The following is an 18447-nucleotide window of genomic DNA, read 5'->3' as shown; positions in this document are numbered from 1 at the left end:
AGGTGCACCGTGGCGGTGCCCGACCCGGTCACCTTGTTGACCTTGAACGGGTTGAGCGTCGCGTGCAGCATGATGGCCTTGTCGTGGCCGGAGGAATCATCACCGGCCACGGCCGCCGGGGCCAGCGCCACCGCGGGCGCCACAGCAGCCAGTGCGGCCAGCGCACAGGCAGTCTTCTTCGTCATTCGAGTCTCCACTACAGAGAGGATCGGAGCGGCCTGCTCCGCCGCACGGACACTGGCCCGAGCCGCGGGGCGACCCCTGATACCAAAACGAACCTGCCTGCCCACCCGCCCCCGCGCCATCCCAGCCAGCCCGCTACCGATCCGTAGCATTCGTCACCGGCAGTGCGCGAAACATCACCGGACGACCGCCACCACCTTTGCCACCTGCGGAAACACCGCAAGACGACCGAGGGAGGAGTAACCAAGCACGGCACAGGGTGCCTCTACGGCAAACGGGTGCCTCAACCACGCGTTCAACGCACAGCCGAGACGCTCTTTGATCTCGTCAAGCTTTGCAAACAGGTACTGACCTAGTAGTGCTTCGTTAGGTTCTGGATCTGCTGGTGGGCAGGGGTCGGTTGCAGGTGGTGCAGATTCCGGTCCAGCACCTCAGCAAGTCCTGGAGGGCATCGAGGACCTGGTAGAGGGTCAGGCCGGCGTGTGTGCTTTTGGGTCAAGCCGCCTGAGGGTGAGGAAGGCCTGGGCGGCGGTGACGAGGGTGACGTGGTGGTGCCAGCCGCGCCAGGTGCGGCCCTCGAAGTGGTTTAGGCCCAGGCCGTGCTTGAGCTCGCGGTAGTCGTGCTCGATCCGCCAGCGCATCTTCGCCCACCGCACCAGGTCGGCGACCGGGGTGGTGGCGGGCAGGTCGGTCATCCAGTAACCCGTCGGCTGGTCGGCTTCTTCACCCTGTTCGATCAACAGCCTCCGCAGCGGCAGCACCCCGTCCCACCGGCTGCGTCCCCCAGCCCGTTCCTGGGCGGCGCGGGTGGCTTCCTTGCCCGACGGCCGCACCTCGAGCACGGCAAAACGCGAGGTCATCGTGCCTTTGCTGCTCTGTCGCCAGGTGACCTCCTCGAAGACCGTGGCGGCGTCGAGAAGCTCTGGCAGGGGCCGGGCCGGCTCACGGTAGCGGGGCAGGGTGGGCGGCCCCAGCCCGCCATGGGCGGACTGTTGCGGCTCAGCCGTGGCCGGGCGAGCGATCTCCTTGGGATCCACCGCCATCACATAGGACCAGCCGCGTTCCTCCAGGGCGAGCCGGAAGGAAACGCTGCGGCCGTAACCGGCATCGGCCACGATCACCGGCACCGCCGGCCCCTGCCCGGCCAGCCGGTCCAACAAGCCCAGGGTCAGGCAGGACTTGGAGACATGCCCGACCTCCTCGGGCACCCCGGCCCGCCGACGCCGCTCATGATCCTCCGCCCATTCCTCAGACAGGAACAGCTCCCAGTCCAGCGGGCACGATGCGGTGTCGGTGGCCGCGTGCACGCTGACCGCGACTTGGCAGTTTGCCCGCTTGCCCAAGGCCCCGCAGTACTGCCGGGCCACCCCCACCGAGGCGGTGCCGCACTTGGGGAACGACACGTCGTCGACCACCCACACCTCAGGACTGACCGCCTCGCACAACCGCTCGGCGATCCGCCGCCTGACCGGCAGCGGATCCCACGGCGACTGGTTCACGAACTGCTGCGGGGCCTGCATGTTGCCGTCCGGCAAACGCTCGGCCATCGGCTGGATCGACTTCCGACGGCCATCCAGCATCAGGCCCCGCAGGTAACACTCGCCCCACCGCCGCTGATCCCGCCGCGGCAACGACCCGAACACATCGGCCACGAACTCCGATAACTCACCCCGGAGCCGTTCCACTTCCCCCAGCCTCATGCCAAGAAGATGCCCACCACCAGGCGAGATCACCCGACGTAACGAAGCACTACTAGGTCCTCAACTGACCCCCCGTGCCCACGGCCGAGGCCTGCGCAGCCGTGCGGTCCGGTCCTGCGCACCGGCTGCGCAACGGCCGGGCGCACCGGAGTCCTCCCGCCGTGTCTGCGCACCGGGTGCGCGCTTAGTGCGCAGCCGGGCATCCGCAGCGTCCGGGGGGCCACGGTCAGGGCCCATGGTCGTGGTTGGGCGGGCCGTGGTCGGGGCGGCTGCGCACTCCGACGCGCAAGGGCTGTGCAGCCGGGCTGTGCAGTGGGCGCGGCGGCTGTAGGCGGGTGCGCATCGGCTGGCGTCTGTGCAGTGCGCTGACCTGCATGGCCAGGGTCGCCGCGGGCTGGTCGGGGCCGTTGCGCAGACCCCGCCACGGCCTTTGTGGGAGCCGGGAACGGAGGGCCAATGGGTGTGAGGCGCCGGTTCGCAGGTGCCGGCAGTGGAGGTTGACGCTGCCGGGAAGTCGCCTGAACGGCCTACGCGTACACAGGTTGAGTGAGCGGGGTTGCCCCGTTCGGGCGAGTGTGGACGGAGCGCTGCTGCTGCGTTGTCGTGAGCTTTGCTCCGTCGGGAGGCGTCATGGTCGTGATCGCTGTGATCCTGCCGGCGCTACTGGCGCTCATGCTGTTCGGGCTGGATGCCTGGGAAGATTTCTTGTTCCCCCGCCCTCGGGACGGCCCCGGCTGGCCAGGCGGGACCTCTAGTCGCTGCCGACGGCCGGGACCTCGGCAGCGAACGCCCCGTGATTCCAGGGCAGGGGCTGGTCGGGGGCGTGCACGGGCCGCCAGACTGGTGCGCCCGGCCCGGCCCGCGGGATGTCGGTCAGCGTCGCGGTGAGGACGGGAACGTTCCACAGGAGAGCGGCCGTGTCCGGTTCGGCGGCGGCCGCGTGCAGCGCGCTGATCCGCTCGTCCACCCCGGCCGCTCCAGTGCCGTCGAGGACGAACAGCAGCCTCGACAGGGGCGGGCAGTGCGGGCGTCGTTCCTCCTGCGGGGCTGCATCTGCCGCGGGATGGCCACGAGCCCGGGGCTCGGCGCTGGCGGGGCGGGCCCTGTACGAGCGCCCCGGCGACCGGCCCGCTTGACTGGAGCGGCGACATCCCGTGACGGCTGTCGGCCACTGCCACTCAGCCGGGTGAACATTCCCGTCCCCTATGAACCGACCGTCGTCCGTAAACGTCGACCAGAGCATGAGGCCGATCCGGGATGAACACGTCGCGGAACTGGGCTCGTCATCGTAGACGTCGCGGCCGCGGAGGACGCCACCGCTTCCGCTCTTCAAGAAGCGCTCGCCGAACGCTGGGCGACGGCGACGGATGAGCGGACGATCAGAACCCCAGGCGAGCCGGGCGTACGGCTGCGCTGCTACCTCGGTCTGCGCCAGGAGCTTCTCGCCTCGGCCGGCCCGACCACGGTGTAGAGCGGCGAGGCAGGGTCTTCGCCTAACAGCGGCACCTGCGCTACGTCGACGTCCGTGCGGATCCGGTGCGGTCGGGCCGGGTGCCTGAACCGTCCAGCACCGTCCCGGGCGACGTCGACGGCCACCTCCAGCACTACCTAGGGCTCCACGAGGACGACCTCGAGCGTGCGCTGCGTCCCCCAGCCTGCCGAGAACGTCCACCCCTGCCAGGGGTGCGCGGCCGGGGTGGCGTGAGCAACTGTGCGAGGGCGCGGCCGACGGCCTGGGAAAGGGTGGTGCTTCGTGGGGCGTCGGGGTTCTGGTCTCGGTCATGGTGTGCGCGTACGATCCGGCACCCGGTCGCGGCTGTTGCGGGCCCCGCTCGGAGTGTCCCCGACCATGTCGAGCCGGCTGGCGTCGATGATGAGGTATGGCGTGTGACGACGATCAAGGGTGGTCTGAGACGCCGATCGCCGGGTTGCAGGTCCGCGCGGACGGTGCCTCCGGAGTGCGTCTGCTGGGATGGGAAGGCGTCCTGCCGCTCTCAGTGATCAGATCGGTTATGGGTCTCGCGACGCCGACGCCCGAGGGTCCGGCCGCCCACGCATCCGCGACGGCGGACATGGCAAGCACGCGACGCAAAGACAGCCGGCCAGGACTCGCCTGCGGGCCCAAGCCGCAGTCATCAATGCCGTGTGGCAGGAAAGCCGACACGATCCGCAGGGAGTTACGCAAGGCCGGATGCACCGAGTTCAGCGAAGGGGAAGACGGGTTCGCCGTGGACGGCGGACAGGACGGAGCGCCGTTCGTGGTGGTGTGCACGATCGGTGAGCGGGCGGCGGCGAAACGGGAGATTCGGCGGTACCGGCAGGCCCTGACCGGCGCGGGCCTACGCGTTCAAACGCATCCAAGGGACCGAGACGCCTTGCTTGTGCGGATACCGAATACCGCCTAGGCGAGCGTCGGCGTCCAGGCACCCACCCGCACGGTCCGGCCCGGCGCACCGCACGCCTACCAGGTCGCCATCGAACTGAAGGCGGGCCTCAGGCAGTGGTGCCCCATGCGCGCGTACGGCCGCCAGCGCCGCGAGCAAGCCGAGTACGGCTGCACGTATTGCGTCTCTTTCTGGGGCAGGGGGATAGCTGATCGCAAGGCGGGCTGCAAATTCGCCGTCCTCAGCCGTTGCCGCTCCGAGTAGCTGAGCGGGCCGCGGGTGACGGCCGGGGGGATCCCAATTCGCTCGCAGAGACGCCCCGAGGACGGGGAAGGACCGTTGGCCAAGGGTGGCGGTGGTGGCACGCATCCTTGGCACTTGCTTGGACACGTGGCGCCTTTGTTGTGGCACCAGGGTCAGGGTGGGTGACGACCTGCCCAGTCCGAGCTGATACAGCGCATAGGCATGAGGCTTTAAGAGAATCGACCAATCCGTTGGCCCCTCGGTGCCGGATTCCTAGTGTGACCGTGACGCCAGACTCAATCCCACACTCAAGGCTCCGCTTCCTGGCAGACCCTGAGCGGACGTCGCGGACGCTCGGTGCCGCCACGAACAGCGGGATCTGTATTGGGCAGCGTGTCGGTCACGCTGGTGTGCATCAGGCACCCGAGTGACAGGGCCTCGGTGAAGGCCTCATGGGTAGGAGGACGATTTGGTGGAAGAGCCTGTGTACATCGGTGGCCATCCGGCGCGGCCGCCGGATCTGCAGGCACTGATGCAGTCGGTCGCCTGTGGGGACACCGATGCCTTCGCGTCACTGTATGACGCGGTCGCGGCTCCTGTGCTGGGTGTGGCGCGCGCAGTGCTGCGCGACGTGGCCCAGTCCGAAGAAGTCGCGCAGGAGGTGCTGGTGGAAGTGTGGCGCACCGCCCCTCGCTACCAGCCTGAGCGTGGTACTGCCCTCAATTGGATCCTTACGCTCGCTCACCGGCGGGCCGTCGACCGGGTGCGATCGGTGGAGGCGGCCGCGGCGAGAGACCACAAGGCCGCGCTGCTGGATCAGGTCCCTGAGTTCGACGAGGTGAGCGAGCAGGTCGAGCACCGTCTGGAGCGTGAACAGGTCCGTCGGTGCATGCGCACGCTGACCGAGTTGCAGCGTCAGTCCGTCATGCTCGCCTACTACCGGGGGCTGACCTATCGCGAGGTGGCTGCCCAGTTGTCCGTTCCGCTGGGAACGGTCAAAACCCGCCTGCGCGACGGCCTGATCCGGTTGCGTGACTGCCTGGGAGTGAGCGCATGACCACCAACGCTGAACTGCACACCCTGACCGGCGCTTATGCCCTGCACGCGCTGTCCGACGAGGAAAGCTCGTCGTTCGAGCAGCACCTGAGCGCATGCCGCCCTTGCGCCGATGAGGTGGCAGAGTTCAGCGCCACCGCTGCGAAACTTGCAGCGGCAACGGCGGTCACGCCGTGCCCTGCCATGCGGCAGCGCGTCCTTCAGCGCGTGGAAACCGTCCGGCAGGCTCCTCCCCTCGTCCGCCTGCCGAAGCCGGTCAAAGGCCTGCGTGGACGGTTTAGCCATCTGGTGCTGGCCGCTTGCCTCGCAGCGGCAGCCGGCCTCGGTGGCATCGCTGTATGGGAGCACTCTCGGGCAGAGGACGCCGCTGTCCAGGCGCGGCAGGCGCGGCAACAGGCGGATGAAGTGGCTGCTGTGCTGGGGTCGTCCGACGCCGTCTCGCGCCGTGTCGCCATCGAAGGCGGCGCCCAAGCCACGATCACCGTCTCCCGCGCACGCGACAAGGCCGTCCTGGCGGCAGCCGATATGGCCGCCCTCCCTGAGGGCAAGGTCTACCAGTTGTGGTACGACCAGAGGGGTGTCATGCGACCGGCGGGCCTGATAGACGCCCGCCGCACCCACCAGGCCGTCGTCTTGGACGGCTCGGTGAACTCGGCCTCCGCTGTGGGCATCACGGTTGAACCCGAGGGCGGGTCTGCCCGCCCCACTTCCACCCCTATCGCTCTGGTCACCCTGCCGGCATGACCGGATCAATGCCAGGACGAGAGTAGTTGATCTTGTCGGCTATCTGTCGTTTCCGCGTACTGGCTCTGACGGGCGCCCGCATGTGGTGTGCCGCCTCGGGGCGCCTGACGAGGTCTGCCGACCGTGCTCAGCGCGAGCAGTTGACTGATCGGTGCACCGGAGCAACAGTGATCGTTCTGGACCTGCGAGAGCTCGACTTCGAGGTGGAGAGCGACTTGTTGCCGACAGCGTGGCCAGGTGGGCCTCATACGATCCACCTGTTGGCTCCGGCTTCTGTGCGCCCGCAGATGGTCGTTGACAGCCGCGTTCACTGGCACGCTGGCGTGGACACAGCCTGGCAGGCGTGGTGTGCATACCCCTCTACGGAGGCGGGACGTGCAAGCGGGGTCGAGCCGAGAGAGGAATGACGCCGACCCGGGCGGTGGTGGGCTGGGCGGTGGCGCCTTGCTGGCTCGATGGTGATCCCCTACCGCGACGGCTTTTCCGAGGAGCGGACCAAGAGGCGGGAGGCCCGGTCTCCAGAAGCTGGCCGCAGATCGGCCGGGCTGAAATCGGATGCTGCCGCATACAGCAGCCCGTAGACTCTACGGCCGTTCAGGGCGGCCGGTTCCTTCGCAACGAAGGCCGCCTCGTTGCGCTGCGGGACCTGAGCCCGCCCTGCACGTGTTCCCTCTTCTTGTGCTCGGCGCCATCGCGGTCCTGGGCATCGGGATGCATTCGCTGGGAACGTCTCCGCGCACCGGGAGGCGCACCCCGGCCGGCGGCTCGCATTGTGGCGGTGCTGGCAGGCCGGGTGAGACAACGGCGCTTGCACGTTTCGCCTACGCGGTGTTCATTGGCCACTGTTTGCGTCGTGCGCTGACAAGACGACGCATGACGTGCCGCTTTGAGCTATTTTTACACTGTTCGGCATCGTGTCCGGCTGGAGAATTCCCCGGACGGCGGTTGCAGTCATCCGGTGCCAGGTGCCGGAACCGCCCACCATGGCATGTCGGCCGCTGGGCATGGTGATGCCGCAGGTGATGGCGCCGGCTGCGTGGGCTCGGCGCAGGAAGGCCCAGGATTGCCTTGCGTGGGTGACGGTGTCGCTCGGGTCGTGCAGCAGGATCACATGCTGGCCGGCCAGGTGGGCGACCGGCTCATCGGGAGGACACCAGGGGGCGAGGCCGACGATTCCCCGGACTTGTGGGTGGTCCGCAACGCGCAGGGCCGCCCTGCCGCCCATGGAATGCCCTACCAGGACCACGGGCAGGCCGGGCCGCAGTGCGGCGAGTTCGTTCAGCGCGCGGCGAGCGTCGTGCGCGGCGTCGGCGCGTCTGCCGTTCCAGCCGCGGTGGCGGTAGCGGACGGACGCCACCAGCAGTTGTCCCGGGAGAACCGTGCGGGTCAGAACGCGGGCGAAGGGGACCATTCGCAGGGCGGGCAGGTTGAGCCGGGGCGGAGCGGTGAGCGCGTCGGCGCGTCCGCCGTGCAGCAGCACGACGGCGGCCGACGGGGCCGCGGGTGCCGTGTGCACCACCAGCGCGTACGGCTCCGGCAGGGGGGCGCTCATGCTGGGCCCGAACGTGCGCGGCGGCGTGGTGGGCGAGGCAGGTAGCCACTGGTGCGCGCCTGGTAGGCGACGTATCCGGGCCGGTTGGTCATATGTGTCTCCAGCAGGCGTTTGCCGCTGCCGCAGGTGAGCAGCATGGTCATCGTCAGGGGTGAGACGAAGGTGAGGACGGCGGTCTGCCAGGTGGCGCACGCCAATAGGAACATGCCCCACCACAGCAGGGCGTCACCGAAGTAGTTGGGGTGCCTGGTCCAGGCCCATAGACCCCGGTCCATGACACGGCCCCGGTTGCCGGGGTCGGCCTTGAAACGGGCGAGTTGGTAGTCGCCTGTGGCTTCGAAGGTCAGCCCGGCAGCCCACAACAGTGCCCCGGCCACCGCGAGTGGCCCGACGGGGGCTGGCACGTACTGAGCGGCCTGGATGGGTAGCGACACCAGCCACACCAGGAAGGCCTGGAGCAGGTATACCGTCCGCAATGCGTACAGGTTCCGGTTTCCGTGGGCCCTGTCGAGCAGGCGGGTGTAGCCGGCGTCCTCGCCGTGCCCGCGGCCGCGCCATGCGATGTGGGCGGCCAGACGAAGGCCCCACAGGCAGGTCGCAAGGGTGACCAGGAGCCGTCGGCCCTGATTCCCCTCGCCCGCCGACAGCAGATAGCTGACCGAAGCGACTGCGGTGAACGCCAGACCCCAGGCGATATCGACGATCCGGTGAAGCCTTAGGCGCAAGGCGACGGTAAAGGTCAAAAGCATGACCGCCAGGGCGGCGGCCGCGGACACGGCAGCGTTCAGGTCGAAAGCTGCCCAGCTTGCAGAGCTCATCGCCCGCCGCCGTCGCCATCGCTGCGCCGCAGCACAGCGGGCATCCCGGACTCACCCTCCGGAGTCAACCGGACGGCGAGGATTTGGTCGACACCCATGCGGCGCTCGGCGAAGGCCAGGCCACTGCCCGCCAGGTACAGACGCCACACCCGGGCGGTGGGTTCACCCACCAGCGCCACGACGTCCTCCCAGCGCGAGTCCAAGGTGCGATGCCAGGCGCCGAGGGTGCTCGCGTAATGCTCGCGCAGCGCCTGTACATCACGTACCTCTAGCCCGGCCTCCTCCAGCAGGCCGACCGTCGCTCCCAGCGGCCGCATGTGCATGTCGGGCGGGATGTACGTCTCGATGAACGCTCCGCCGCCCGGCGCGTTGGCGCCTCGTGACATCTGCTGCACCAGGGCACGTCCGCGGGGCCACAGCACGTGGTGCAGCAGCGCGGCGAAGGCCGGGTACTCGGTGTCACCGACGTGCTCGCCCATCTCGATGGCAGCGACCGCGTCGTAGCCGCCCTCGTCGATGTCACGGTAGTGACGCAGCTGCACATCCACCGCGTCCGCGAGGTTCTCTTTCTGGGCACGGGCGGCCACGAAGCCGTGCTGTTGGCGGGAGGGAGCGACCGCAGTGACCCTCACGCCATGCTCCCGTGCGGCGTACAGGCTCAGCGAACCCCAGCCGCAGCCGATGTCCAGCAGTCGCATGCCCGGGCGTAGCCCCAGCTTGCGGCAGATCAGGGCCAGTTTGTCGCGCTGCGCGTCGGCGAGACGGTAGCCGCGCGCTTCCTCTTGGGTCCAGTAGCCGCAGGAGTAGGCCATCGACTCGTCCAGCAGCAGGGCGTAGAAGTCGTTGGACAGGTCGTAGTGGTGGCTGACCGCAGCGCGATCCCTGGCCGCGCTGTGCAGGCTGCCGCGCAGCCGAGCCCGCGGCGCGCCGGGAACGGAGGGCCGGGGGCCGGCGGCGCCCAGGCGCAGAGCGGTCACTGCCGCCCGGGCGAGCTCCGTAGCCCGGGGACGGGCCACGCCGTGGGCGGCGACCGACCGCCACACGCTGCTCAGACCTTCGGCGAGATTTCCCTCGATGTCGAGTTCATCGGCAATGTAAGCCTCGGCGAGTCCGAGTTCGCCGGGCTGCCACAGCAACCGGCGCAGCGCCGTGGGTGACCGCATGATGACGAGGGGGGCCTCGTCCGGCCCTGCCTCGCTGCCGTCCCAGGCACGCAGCTGCACCGGCAGTGCCCCGAGGGCGTACAGGCGGAGCAGGTCGGCCAGTCGAGGGGCCACGGTGGTCATCGATTGCCTCCTGAATACGCCGCCTTCGACGTCTCGTTGGTGGTGCTCGTCAGTCCGATCTGGCGGACATCGAGGTAGTGGGAGCGGAAGCCAGCCTCCGAGCAGGCGAGGCACAGCTCCCACATGCAGCAGAAAGTGGTATCAAAGCCGAGCTGCGCGATCTGGTCCCTGTGAGCGAGGAAGCGTCCACGCCACAGGCGCAGTGTCTCGGCGTAGTGGTCGCTGAACCCGTCGTCGGCGGTGACGCGTAGTCCGGCGGCGTCAGCGTGCTTCCGGATCGCCGCGGGGGAGGGGATGAGCCCGCCGGGGAAGATGTATTTGCTGATCCAGGTGTGGGTGCGCCGGGTGGTTTCCATCCGCTCGTGCCCCATGGTGATGGCCTGCAGGGCGATCCGGCCGCCTGGCGCGAGCACCCGCCGCAGCGTGCCGAAGTAGGCCGGCCAGTATTCCGCTCCGACGGCCTCGATCATTTCGACGCTGACGACGGCGTCGTAGGTGCCCGTCACTGCCGGTAGTCCCGCAGTTCGACCGTCACCCGGTCCGCCAGGCCCGCCTGCGCGACCCGCGTGCGGGCCAGTTCCCGCTGCTCGGCGGAGAGAGTGACGGTGACAACGCTCGCGCCGCGTGCGGCGGCACGCAGCGCGAGTTCTCCCCACCCAGTGCCGATCTCCAGCAGCCGGGTGCCCGCACCTACACCGGCCAGGTCCAGCAGGCGGTCGATCTTCCTGTGCTGGGCCGCGGGCAGGGTCCGCTCCGACGCGGGGAACGCCGCGAACACCGCGGAGGAGTACGACATCGTCCGGTCCAGGAACAGCGCGAAGAGTTCGTTGGACAGGTCGTAGTGACGCTGGATGTTCACCCGAGCCCCGTCCTCGGTGTTCAGCTGCTCCAAAGGGCGACGACCGGCCCACCAACCGCGTAGCCGCCGCAGCGGCGCGGGCACCAGCTCATCCACGTGCGAGGCAAGGAGGGTCAGGACGCCGGTGAGATCGTCACTGTCCCACTCGCCCGCCATGTACGACTCGCCGAAGCTGACAGACCATGGGCCCCCACCCGCCGGAAGAGGGCGTCCGCATCGTGCACGGTCAGCATGGGGCCGCTGCCGCGCACCAGGGCGTCACCAAGGCGAGTGCGCAGGGGCAGCGAGCCGAGGGCACGCCTGAGCAGGAGGCGGGCAACGGTCCCGGAGCAGGGAGGGAAGCCGGGCGACATCCGGCCACCGCGTGGCATCCACCGGCGTGGAAGCGGGAGCGGCCGAAAAGGAGCCTGCCCTTTGCCGCACTCATCCGGCAGCGACGGATGACGCGGACTGGGCAGGTGACCGGCGGCGCGCTGCGGTGAGAGGTGCGGGACGCAGGAGTCGGTGTCACTTCGGGCCTTCACAGGAGTGATGAGAGGAATGACGAGGCTGGACGGGAAGGCGTCTCAGCCACAGGGCGATGCCGTGCCGGCGGATCGCGACGGACACCGACACGGTCGACCAGGGGTGGCGCAGTGAGGAGCGAATCACGTTCCGCCAGGTCGCGGGGCGGTGCCGACCACGCAGGACAGCGGTGAACGGGCGGGTGTCGCCGCGCCGCAACTGCACCATGACGTCCAGTTGTCCGGCCGGCAGCGGCAAACGCATGCGGTAGCCGCCGTCTACCGCGAAGAACGGCGAGACGTAGAAGTCCTTGACTACCCCCGCCATGCCCTCGGTGTCGGTACGTAGGTAGCAGTGGCGCTGCCCATAGGTTTTGTGGACCTCGGCGACCATGCAGGCCAGTACACGCGCCCGGTCGTGGCACCAAAAAAGCGTCAACGGGTTGAAACGGCGCGCAATGCGCCACGTCCCGTGAACAGTCCCAAGGGCCCCCGAGCCCCCGCGTACTCCAGGCCACACCCCTCGAACCGCACCGACATGCTCATCTCCGCGTCCTGAGTAGCAACGCCGAGTTCGGTGAACAGGCGCAGCAGATACGGATAGGTGCGTTCGTTGTGCACGATGAACCCGGAATCGACACTGACAGGCCAGCCTGCCGTGGCCAGCTCATGAGTGTGCGCATGCCCGCCCAGCCGACTGTCGGCCTCGTAGAGCACCACGTCACACGTTCTATCCAGCACATGGGCGGCGGTCAGCCCAGCCACCCCACTGCCCACCACGGCTACTCGTCTGCATGCCACAGCGTTGCCCGTCCCCTCTCGGTATCCCTAGTGCCGATCACCACCGGTGAAGGTGATCCGATGCCGCAGACGACGCGGATTGGTGCAGACTCCACGAGGCTGGGTGCGCACGCCCACTGACCGAGGACGAAGAGGTCGGTCAAACGCGCAGTCTCAGAAGTTGCTTCTGAAGTCCGCCGCGTCTGTGGACGGTGTGAGGGGGCCGGTAGGATCGTCGTCACAATCTGTTGCGTCTCCCGGTGAGACGGTAGGGAGATCGCGATGACCGCAGAGCCCTCAGTTCAGGCAACGGATACGTCGGGAACGTCCCTGATCATGCAGCTCAGCGGGGACATGGACTATGAGACCGCTCCGTTCTTCCGTGAGCGTCTCCTGGACGAGATGGCCGGCGGCCAGCGGCGTTTGGTGCTGGACCTGACGGCGGTGTCGTTCTGCGATTCGGCCGGGCTGAATGTGCTGCTGTGGGCTTGGCGGCAGGCGGATCAGGCCGGTACCGTGCTGGTGCTGGCCTGCGTGCCGCCGAAGGTCCAGCGGATGCTGAACATGACTGGGGCGGACACCCTGGTGACGGTGTATGGCACCGTCGCCGAAGCCGGCGACGAGCTGGTGGCCGACGGCGGGGTCTGAATCCCGGGCCGGTGGCTTCAGACCGCCAGGTCCTGGTCAGCGGCGGAATTCTTGGCCTGCGGGCGAGTCAGTCGGCGGAGCTTCAGGGTGATCGCAGCCTAGGTGATCAGGGCTTCGAAGTGCTGGATCAGCCGTTCGTAGTCGCGGGCATGCCGACGGGCGTTTTGTTATTCAGGTCAGCGACCGCTCGACCACCCAGCGGCGGGGCAACAGGACGCACCCGTCGGCATCCTTGGCCGGGAGACGGCCTGACCGTGTGGTTCAGATGTCGTTTGGCGCAGGCCACGTATGCCCGGTCGGCCCAGACGATGGTGTGATCTCCGGGTGCATCCGGCGAAGCCGAAAGAGGATTCCCTTCGATCAACCAGCGATGCTAGTGCGTGCCGTCGCGGTGTCGCGGTGCATAATATGGCCGGTGGCGGTGAACGCCTCATTGCCGACCAGCGGGCCGGTCCGGGTCTCCGTGACGGTGAATCCCTCGCTAGCGTAGAGGGCCTCGGCGGCTGGGTTGCCGTCGAGCACGGTGACTTCTACCCTCGGTCCGGCAGCGGCAACGGCATGGCGCAGCAGTGCCCTGCCGATCCCCTGCCGGTAGCGCTGCGGGTCGACGTACAGCCAGGTGACCTCGTCGTCGTCGAGCGCGACGAAACCGGCTACTCTCCCGTCGGTCTCCGCCACCCACAACTGGCCGTCGAACAGCCCTTCCTGCTCCGCGGTCTGAGCGAGTGTCAGGAACGCCTGGACACCGGCGGAGTTGCGCAACTCGTCAAGACGCGCGGCATCGTGAATTCGCGCGATCGCGTCCCAGTCATCGTTGGCATATGGCCGAATCTCGATCTTCACGGGCGGCATGCGCACAATCCTCACGGTCCACCTACAGCCGGTGCAACGCGTTTATGCCGCCACCGAGGCACGCGGCGGGAGCGGGACGATCGCCGCAGATCACGAGCGATGAACTGCCGCGTAGTGCGCGGCACGTCGCTGAGCCGCCCCTGCGCCTAGCCGCCGGCCGACTGCCAGGCGCGCCGGATACCGCATGCATCCGACGTAGGCCCGGACGGACCACGTCACCGGTCCCGACACACATCCAGACCGCAAGACGCCGAAGTCAGTAGTTACTCACATTGGGCGGCCCCAACGACGTGTGTTCACCAAGAACGGCTTGGCGACCTACCGCATCGTGCTGTGCCTGGACAGCGCCCGCTTGCACCCTGCTTGCTCCAATCTCGAGTGATCTGCGAACCGCTCGGCAAGCCGTACTGCTCGGCTGCGCGGATTACTCGTGCCCGCCACGCGGCGTCGCGGGCGCGGCGGCCTTCGGCCGCCGGGACGCGGCAGAAGGAGACGACCTCATGACGACTCACCCAATGAGCGGCGTCGGCCTCTTCGCCACTGCCGGTGCCATGGTGCTGGGCGGGGCCGCGGCGGCGGACAGCGGCGCCCAGGGCGTGTGTCTGTCGGTTCCCCGGGCCTCGCCTCGGGCAACGTGATCCAGGCGCCGATTCACATTCCTGTGAACGTCTGCGGCCACACGGTCAACCGGCCTGCTCAACTCCGCCTTCGGCAACACGTGCGCCAACGTGAGCGAGCACGGCCGGGGAGGGGGCACTGAACGGCACGAGAAGTGATCCGTAGCGGGTGAACGGGCGGATTGGCCCGGGGAAGAAGATTCATTCGTTCGGGTTCCGGGCCAATCCGCCCGCCGTTCAGGACCGGATTACCCACGTGAGCGACGAAGAGAAGGAACCGCGGAAGTCCGGTAGCGGGCCACGGCTTCGGCTGGGTGCTCTGAGCGGTCTCCTGGCCGGCTTCGCCGCGCTCGCGGTCGCGGAACTGGTGGCGGCGGGAGTTCGTCCGCAGGCCGGCCCGGTCGTCGCGGTCGGCGGTGCCGCCATCGACCGCACACCGACCGCCGTGAAGGACTGGGCGATCCGCAATTTCGGCACCAACGACAAGCTGATTCTTCAGCTCGGCATTGTCACCGTGCTGGCGCTGTTCGCACTGGCCCTGGGCGTCCTGGCCCTGTACCACCGGCGGATCGGAGCCGCGGGAGTGCTGGTGTTCGGCCTGGTCGGAGCAGTGGCGGCCACGAGTCGCCCCGACTCCACGAGTCTCACCGACGCGCTTCCCTCCTTCGTGGGCGCGCTCGTTGCAGCCCTGCTCCTGCACGCCCTCATCGGCCGCCTTCTTCCACCGCACCGCCTGCAGGCGGACTCTCCCGAGCCAGTCGGCGAGGGATGGGACCGGCGCGGCTTCGTCATCGCGGCGACCGCCGCTGCCGCCGCCTCGGCCGGAGCGGGTGTGCTCGGCAGGGCCGTGAACAGTGCCAGCGCAAAGGACGCGGTCGCCTCCCGCAGAAACATCAGCCTCCCGGTCCCGAACTCGCCCGCCCCGGCGGTGCCGCGCGGCGCGCAGGTCAGGGTGAAAGGAACCAGCTCTTTCATCACTCCGAACAAGGACTTCTACCGGGTCGACACCGCCCTGGTGGTGCCCAGGGTGGACGCCACTACCTGGCGGCTGCGCCTCCACGGCACGGGCGTACGCCGCCCTCTCACGCTGTCCTTCGACGACCTGCTGCGGCGCGAACTGATCGAGCGGGACATCACCCTCACCTGCGTGTCCAACGAGGTCGGCGGCCCTTACGTCGGCAACGCCCGCTGGATCGGTGTCCGGCTCGCCGGCCTGCTCGCAGAGTGCGGTGTGCGGCCACCGTCCAAGGGCGGGCCGGCCGACCAGCTCGTGGCCCGTTCCGTGGACGGCATGACGATCGGCAGCCCGGTCGAGGACGTCATGGACGGCCGTGACGCGCTGCTCGCCGTCGGCATGAACGGCGAGCCGCTGCCCTTCGACCACGGCTTCCCGGTCCGCATGGTGGTTCCCGGCCTGTACGGCTACGTGTCTGCCTGCAAATGGATCACGGACATCGAACTGACCACCTTCGACGCCTACGACTCCTACTGGGTCAAGCGCGACTGGGCCCGCGAAGCACCCGCCAAGACCCAGTCCCGCATCGACACCCCAAAGCCGTTCGCCCGGCCGAAGACGGGAACGGTCATGGTGGCCGGCGTCGCCTGGGCCCAGCACCGCGGCATCGACAAGGTGGAGATCCGCGTCGACGACGGGCCCTGGGCCGAAGCCGCCCTGGCCGCCGAGGACTCCCGCGACACCTGGCGGCAGTGGTCCTACCCCTGGCAGGCCACCAAGGGCGGCCACACCCTGACCGTGCGGGCCACCGACCGCACCGGCGAGGTCCAGACCGAACAACGCACCCGCACCGTCCCCGACGGCGCCAGCGGATGGCATTCCGTCGTGGTGACCGTCGAGTGACCCACAGACCACCTTCCCCTTATTAGGCGGCACCCGCCGCACCCCTGTAACAGGAGACACACCATGCAGACCCGTATCCGTCGAATCGCCGTCACCGTCGCCGCCGCGGCCGTCCTTCCGCTGGCGCTGAGCGCCTGTTCCGACGACGCCGGCGACTCGTCAAAGGCTGACTCCAGCAGCAAGGCGTCGGCCTCCGCGCCCGCCTCGAACGACGCCGCGACCGACTCCGGCACCTCCACGATGGACGGGCCCTTCGGCCCCGCCTGCGCCTCCGTGCCCAAGGACGGTGCCGGCTCCTTCGACGGCATGGCCAAGGACCCAGTCGCCACCGCCGCCTCCAACAACCCGGCCCTGTCGACGCTGGTGACCGCGGTCAAGAAGGCCGGCCTGGTCGACACCCTCAACAACGCCCAGAACATCACCGTGTTCGCGCCGACCAACGACGCCTTCGCCAAGATCCCGAAGGCGGACCTGGACAAGGTCCTCAACGACAAGGCGACCCTCACCAAGATCCTCACCTACCACGTGGTGGGCAAGAAGCTCACCCCCGAGAACCTGGAGAACGGCTCCTTCGACACGCTGGAGAAGTCCAAGCTCACCACCTCGGGTTCAAACGAGTCCTACACGGTGAACGACTCCGCCAAGGTCGTCTGCGGCAACGTCAAGACAGCCAACGCCAACGTCTACATCATCGACACGGTCCTCATGCCCAAGAGCTGACCGCGGACCAACGGCCGGGCGCCGCGCAAGCGCGCCCGGCCCCTGTCCCCATTGAATGCGGGCAGAGATCTCAACCGATGAAGAAGCCGCGCGCAGGCGATTCGATGATGCGGCGCACGAATTAGAACCGTCACGCCGAACGTGTCTGGTCGACGAACATGCGCCGGCCCTGAACGCCAATCAGCCCGCCCAGGTGTTCAATTGCACGCTGTTTGAACCAGCAGATCAGCAGCTTCACCTGGGCCACCGGCCATGACAGGGTGGTCACAGCGCACGGTCTTCAGCCCACGCCGGGATGGCACTCATGGGCCGCGAGCACCAGTGCACGCTCGTCGACACAAACGGCCTTCAACCACTGCTGGTTACTGCACTGTCAACCGCACACACCCGCACTTTTGATCACGCCGCTTCGTAAGTGGGAGGTGTCCGGTACGCGGCCTCCTGCGAACAGCACCGGTTCCAAGCTGCAGCACCTTATTCCCCGCGCAACTGGCCGCCGGAGCAGACCGGACATGCACATACAGCCTCCGGCCTATAGGACCCTGTCACGAACGGCCATCAGGGCACCCAGGCCAGGGCAGTCGCACCGCTCCACCCGCCGGAAACTGACCTCGATACATCGGGCTTGCTCGAGACAGTCACCCAGCCGGACGACGGACACACTCAGCTGCTGATCGGACACTCGGGACTGGTCGCTGACCATTCCACCAAGCTGTACCGACCTGCACTGAACAGTCACCAGATGTAACCGGACCTACGCGAAATCTTCGGGAACGGACTTATGAGAAGACCGTTCTTGGAGCACCCGTTTGCCGTACGGATGCCGCGTGCCGTGCTCGCTCACGCATCCATCTGTCACTCAACGCTGTATCAGCAGGTAGCAGCCGTGTTGGTGGGTGTCAGCCGGTTCTTCGGGCACTGTTGGTGACGGCAGTTACCGACCGGTAGCAGGCTGGCTGCGATGGCGCGGAGGCGGGTGGGCAGGCAGGTTCGTTGCTTGGTAGCAGCGGTGGCTGTCCCCTGGGCCGGAAACCCGTGCCCGTGCGGCGGAGCCGGCCGCGCCGATCCTCTCTGCAGTGGAGACTCGAATGACGAAGAAGACTGCCTGTGCGCTCGCCGCACTGGCTGCTCTGGCACCCGCCGTGGCGCTCGCCCCGGCAGCCGTGGCCGACGACACCTCCGGTCACGACAAGGCCATCATGCTGCACGCGACGCTCAACCCGTTCAAGGTCAACAAGGTGACCGGGTCGGGCACCGCCACGGTCCACCTCGAGGGCAACAAGGCCCACGTGACGGTCAAGCACAGCGGCCTGCTGGCCGGCGCCCCGCACGCCCAGCACTTCCACATCAACGCCAAGGGCGTTTGCCCGCCCGAGACCGTCGCCAAGGAACGCAACGGCAAGGTGTTCCTCAACACCACCGACGGTGCCCCCTTCTACGGCGGCATCGGCACCTCGCTGACCACCACCGGCGACACCAGCCCCGCCTCCGGTCTGGCCGTGGACCGCTTCCCGGTCGGGGACAAGGTCCACTACGAGCGCACCATCACCCTCAGCGACGAGGCCGCCAAGAGCCTGCGCGAGGGCACCGGCGTCGTCGTCGTCCACGGCATCGACTTCAACGGCAACGGCAAGTACGACAACG

At 68.3% G+C, this 18447-nt stretch carries 18 protein-coding genes and 3 pseudogenes; 9 read left to right on the top strand and 12 right to left on the bottom strand.

Annotated features, from left to right (window positions below):
* The 3 genes from ABTZ58_RS38545 to ABTZ58_RS38535 form a co-directional block, all read right to left on the bottom strand.
* A partial coding sequence (locus ABTZ58_RS38545; RefSeq protein ID WP_351367680.1) for a hypothetical protein occupies nucleotides 1–185 on the bottom strand: 185 nt, incomplete at its 3' end.
* Nucleotides 186–653: 468 nt separating this feature from the next.
* Nucleotides 654–1883: an IS701 family transposase gene (locus ABTZ58_RS38540; RefSeq protein WP_351367677.1), complete on the bottom strand. Its 1230-nt coding sequence runs from the start codon at nucleotides 1881–1883 to the stop codon at nucleotides 654–656.
* Between the two features lie 751 nt (nucleotides 1884–2634).
* On the bottom strand, nucleotides 2635–2850 hold the full coding sequence (locus ABTZ58_RS38535; RefSeq protein WP_351367674.1) for a hypothetical protein: 216 nt from the start codon (nucleotides 2848–2850) through the stop codon (nucleotides 2635–2637).
* 318 nt (nucleotides 2851–3168) lie between these two features.
* Here ABTZ58_RS38535 and ABTZ58_RS38530 point away from each other — a divergent pair, with 318 nt between their 5' ends.
* The 3 genes from ABTZ58_RS38530 (at nucleotide 3169) to ABTZ58_RS38520 (ending at nucleotide 6310) form a co-directional block, all read left to right on the top strand.
* Nucleotides 3169–3354 carry a DUF6207 family protein gene (locus tag ABTZ58_RS38530; RefSeq protein WP_351367683.1) on the top strand — a complete coding sequence of 62 codons (186 nt, stop codon included), beginning with the start codon at nucleotides 3169–3171 and terminating at the stop codon, nucleotides 3352–3354.
* 1628 nt (nucleotides 3355–4982) lie between these two features.
* The gene (locus ABTZ58_RS38525) at nucleotides 4983–5567 is read left to right on the top strand and encodes a sigma-70 family RNA polymerase sigma factor (RefSeq protein ID WP_351367671.1); all 585 of its coding nucleotides are present in this window, start codon (nucleotides 4983–4985) and stop codon (nucleotides 5565–5567) included.
* On the top strand, nucleotides 5564–6310 hold the full coding sequence (locus ABTZ58_RS38520) for an anti-sigma factor (protein WP_351367668.1): 747 nt from the start codon (nucleotides 5564–5566) through the stop codon (nucleotides 6308–6310). Before ABTZ58_RS38525 ends, ABTZ58_RS38520 begins: the two co-directional genes overlap by 4 nt.
* An 832-nt stretch (nucleotides 6311–7142) precedes the next feature.
* On the opposite strand, the gene ABTZ58_RS38515 is transcribed toward ABTZ58_RS38520, so the two are convergent.
* From ABTZ58_RS38515 to ABTZ58_RS38490, 6 genes and pseudogenes are all read right to left on the bottom strand, one after another.
* The gene (locus tag ABTZ58_RS38515) at nucleotides 7143–7862 is read right to left on the bottom strand and encodes an alpha/beta fold hydrolase (protein WP_351367665.1); all 720 of its coding nucleotides are present in this window, start codon (nucleotides 7860–7862) and stop codon (nucleotides 7143–7145) included.
* The gene (locus ABTZ58_RS38510; protein WP_351367663.1) at nucleotides 7859–8680 is read right to left on the bottom strand and encodes a DUF1295 domain-containing protein; all 822 of its coding nucleotides are present in this window, start codon (nucleotides 8678–8680) and stop codon (nucleotides 7859–7861) included. The genes ABTZ58_RS38515 and ABTZ58_RS38510 overlap by 4 nt, the downstream gene beginning before the upstream one ends.
* Entirely contained in the window at nucleotides 8677–9966 is a 1290-nt protein-coding gene (locus ABTZ58_RS38505) for a class I SAM-dependent methyltransferase (protein ID WP_351367660.1), read from the bottom strand. Before ABTZ58_RS38505 ends, ABTZ58_RS38510 begins: the two co-directional genes overlap by 4 nt.
* A pseudogene (locus ABTZ58_RS38500) lies at nucleotides 9963–11248 on the bottom strand (class I SAM-dependent methyltransferase). Before ABTZ58_RS38500 ends, ABTZ58_RS38505 begins: the two are co-directional and overlap by 4 nt.
* A gap of 84 nt (nucleotides 11249–11332) precedes the next feature.
* A complete protein-coding gene (locus ABTZ58_RS38495; RefSeq protein ID WP_502996207.1) occupies nucleotides 11333–11722 on the bottom strand; it encodes a DUF1365 family protein in 390 nt (129 codons plus the stop codon).
* 80 nt (nucleotides 11723–11802) lie between these two features.
* Nucleotides 11803–12129: pseudogene (locus tag ABTZ58_RS38490) on the bottom strand (NAD(P)-binding protein); the annotation flags it as partial.
* A gap of 261 nt (nucleotides 12130–12390) precedes the next feature.
* Here ABTZ58_RS38490 and ABTZ58_RS38485 point away from each other — a divergent pair.
* Nucleotides 12391–12756, top strand: coding sequence for an STAS domain-containing protein (locus ABTZ58_RS38485; RefSeq protein WP_351367657.1), 366 nt, complete (start codon nucleotides 12391–12393; stop codon nucleotides 12754–12756).
* A 101-nt stretch (nucleotides 12757–12857) separates the two neighbouring features.
* Here ABTZ58_RS38485 and ABTZ58_RS38480 read toward each other — a convergent pair.
* Together ABTZ58_RS38480 and ABTZ58_RS38475 are read right to left on the bottom strand one after the other, a co-directional pair.
* A pseudogene (locus ABTZ58_RS38480) lies at nucleotides 12858–13116 on the bottom strand (IS5-like element IS4811 family transposase); the annotation flags it as partial.
* The gene (locus tag ABTZ58_RS38475; protein WP_351367654.1) at nucleotides 13117–13608 is read right to left on the bottom strand and encodes a GNAT family N-acetyltransferase; all 492 of its coding nucleotides are present in this window, start codon (nucleotides 13606–13608) and stop codon (nucleotides 13117–13119) included. It abuts the pseudogene before it with no gap.
* A gap of 500 nt (nucleotides 13609–14108) precedes the next feature.
* Here ABTZ58_RS38475 and ABTZ58_RS40410 point away from each other — a divergent pair, with 500 nt between their 5' ends.
* The 4 genes from ABTZ58_RS40410 (at nucleotide 14109) to ABTZ58_RS38460 (ending at nucleotide 16803) form a co-directional block, all read left to right on the top strand.
* Nucleotides 14109–14246, top strand: a complete 138-nt coding sequence (locus ABTZ58_RS40410) for a hypothetical protein (RefSeq protein WP_502996208.1) — start codon at nucleotides 14109–14111, stop codon at nucleotides 14244–14246.
* Nucleotides 14207–14368, top strand: coding sequence for a chaplin (locus ABTZ58_RS40405; protein ID WP_502996206.1), 162 nt, complete (start codon nucleotides 14207–14209; stop codon nucleotides 14366–14368). The genes ABTZ58_RS40410 and ABTZ58_RS40405 overlap by 40 nt, the downstream gene beginning before the upstream one ends.
* Before the next feature lie 113 nt (nucleotides 14369–14481).
* Complete coding sequence (locus tag ABTZ58_RS38465) at nucleotides 14482–16083, top strand: sulfite oxidase (RefSeq protein ID WP_351367651.1); 1602 nt, start codon at nucleotides 14482–14484, stop codon at nucleotides 16081–16083.
* Nucleotides 16084–16146: 63 nt separating this feature from the next.
* Entirely contained in the window at nucleotides 16147–16803 is a 657-nt protein-coding gene (locus ABTZ58_RS38460) for a fasciclin domain-containing protein (RefSeq protein WP_351367648.1), read from the top strand.
* Nucleotides 16804–16933: 130 nt separating this feature from the next.
* On the opposite strand, the gene ABTZ58_RS38455 is transcribed toward ABTZ58_RS38460, so the two are convergent.
* Nucleotides 16934–17071, bottom strand: a complete 138-nt coding sequence (locus ABTZ58_RS38455) for a hypothetical protein (protein ID WP_351367645.1) — start codon at nucleotides 17069–17071, stop codon at nucleotides 16934–16936.
* 820 nt (nucleotides 17072–17891) lie between these two features.
* On the opposite strand from ABTZ58_RS38455, the gene ABTZ58_RS38450 reads away from it, so the two are divergent.
* Nucleotides 17892–18447 (top strand): hypothetical protein (locus tag ABTZ58_RS38450; RefSeq protein ID WP_351367642.1); only part of this gene is annotated, 556 nt, incomplete at its 3' end.

The organism is Streptomyces sp. NPDC094143 (assembly GCF_040303825.1).
Classification (GTDB): Bacteria; Actinomycetota; Actinomycetes; order Streptomycetales; family Streptomycetaceae; genus Streptomyces.
Note: the sequence above shows the minus strand (reverse complement) of the source record. Positions and strands in the feature narration are given on the sequence as shown.

Bases quoted from the DNA above. Each gene is read 5' to 3' on its own strand.
- ABTZ58_RS38540 (WP_351367677.1), bottom strand. From the start codon at position 1,883: ATGAGGCTGGGGGAAGTGGAACGGCTCCGGGGTGAGTTATCGGAGTTC.
- ABTZ58_RS38460 (WP_351367648.1), top strand. From the start codon at position 16,147: ATGCAGACCCGTATCCGTCGAATCGCCGTCACCGTCGCCGCCGCGGCC.
- ABTZ58_RS38520 (WP_351367668.1), top strand. From the start codon at position 5,564: ATGACCACCAACGCTGAACTGCACACCCTGACCGGCGCTTATGCCCTG.
- ABTZ58_RS38515 (WP_351367665.1), bottom strand. From the start codon at position 7,862: ATGAGCGCCCCCCTGCCGGAGCCGTACGCGCTGGTGGTGCACACGGCA.
- ABTZ58_RS38510 (WP_351367663.1), bottom strand. From the start codon at position 8,680: ATGAGCTCTGCAAGCTGGGCAGCTTTCGACCTGAACGCTGCCGTGTCC.
- ABTZ58_RS38505 (WP_351367660.1), bottom strand. From the start codon at position 9,966: ATGACCACCGTGGCCCCTCGACTGGCCGACCTGCTCCGCCTGTACGCC.
- ABTZ58_RS38485 (WP_351367657.1), top strand. From the start codon at position 12,391: ATGACCGCAGAGCCCTCAGTTCAGGCAACGGATACGTCGGGAACGTCC.
- ABTZ58_RS38495 (WP_502996207.1), bottom strand. From the start codon at position 11,722: ATGGTCGCCGAGGTCCACAAAACCTATGGGCAGCGCCACTGCTACCTA.
- ABTZ58_RS40410 (WP_502996208.1), top strand. From the start codon at position 14,109: ATGACGACTCACCCAATGAGCGGCGTCGGCCTCTTCGCCACTGCCGGT.
- ABTZ58_RS38475 (WP_351367654.1), bottom strand. From the start codon at position 13,608: ATGCCGCCCGTGAAGATCGAGATTCGGCCATATGCCAACGATGACTGG.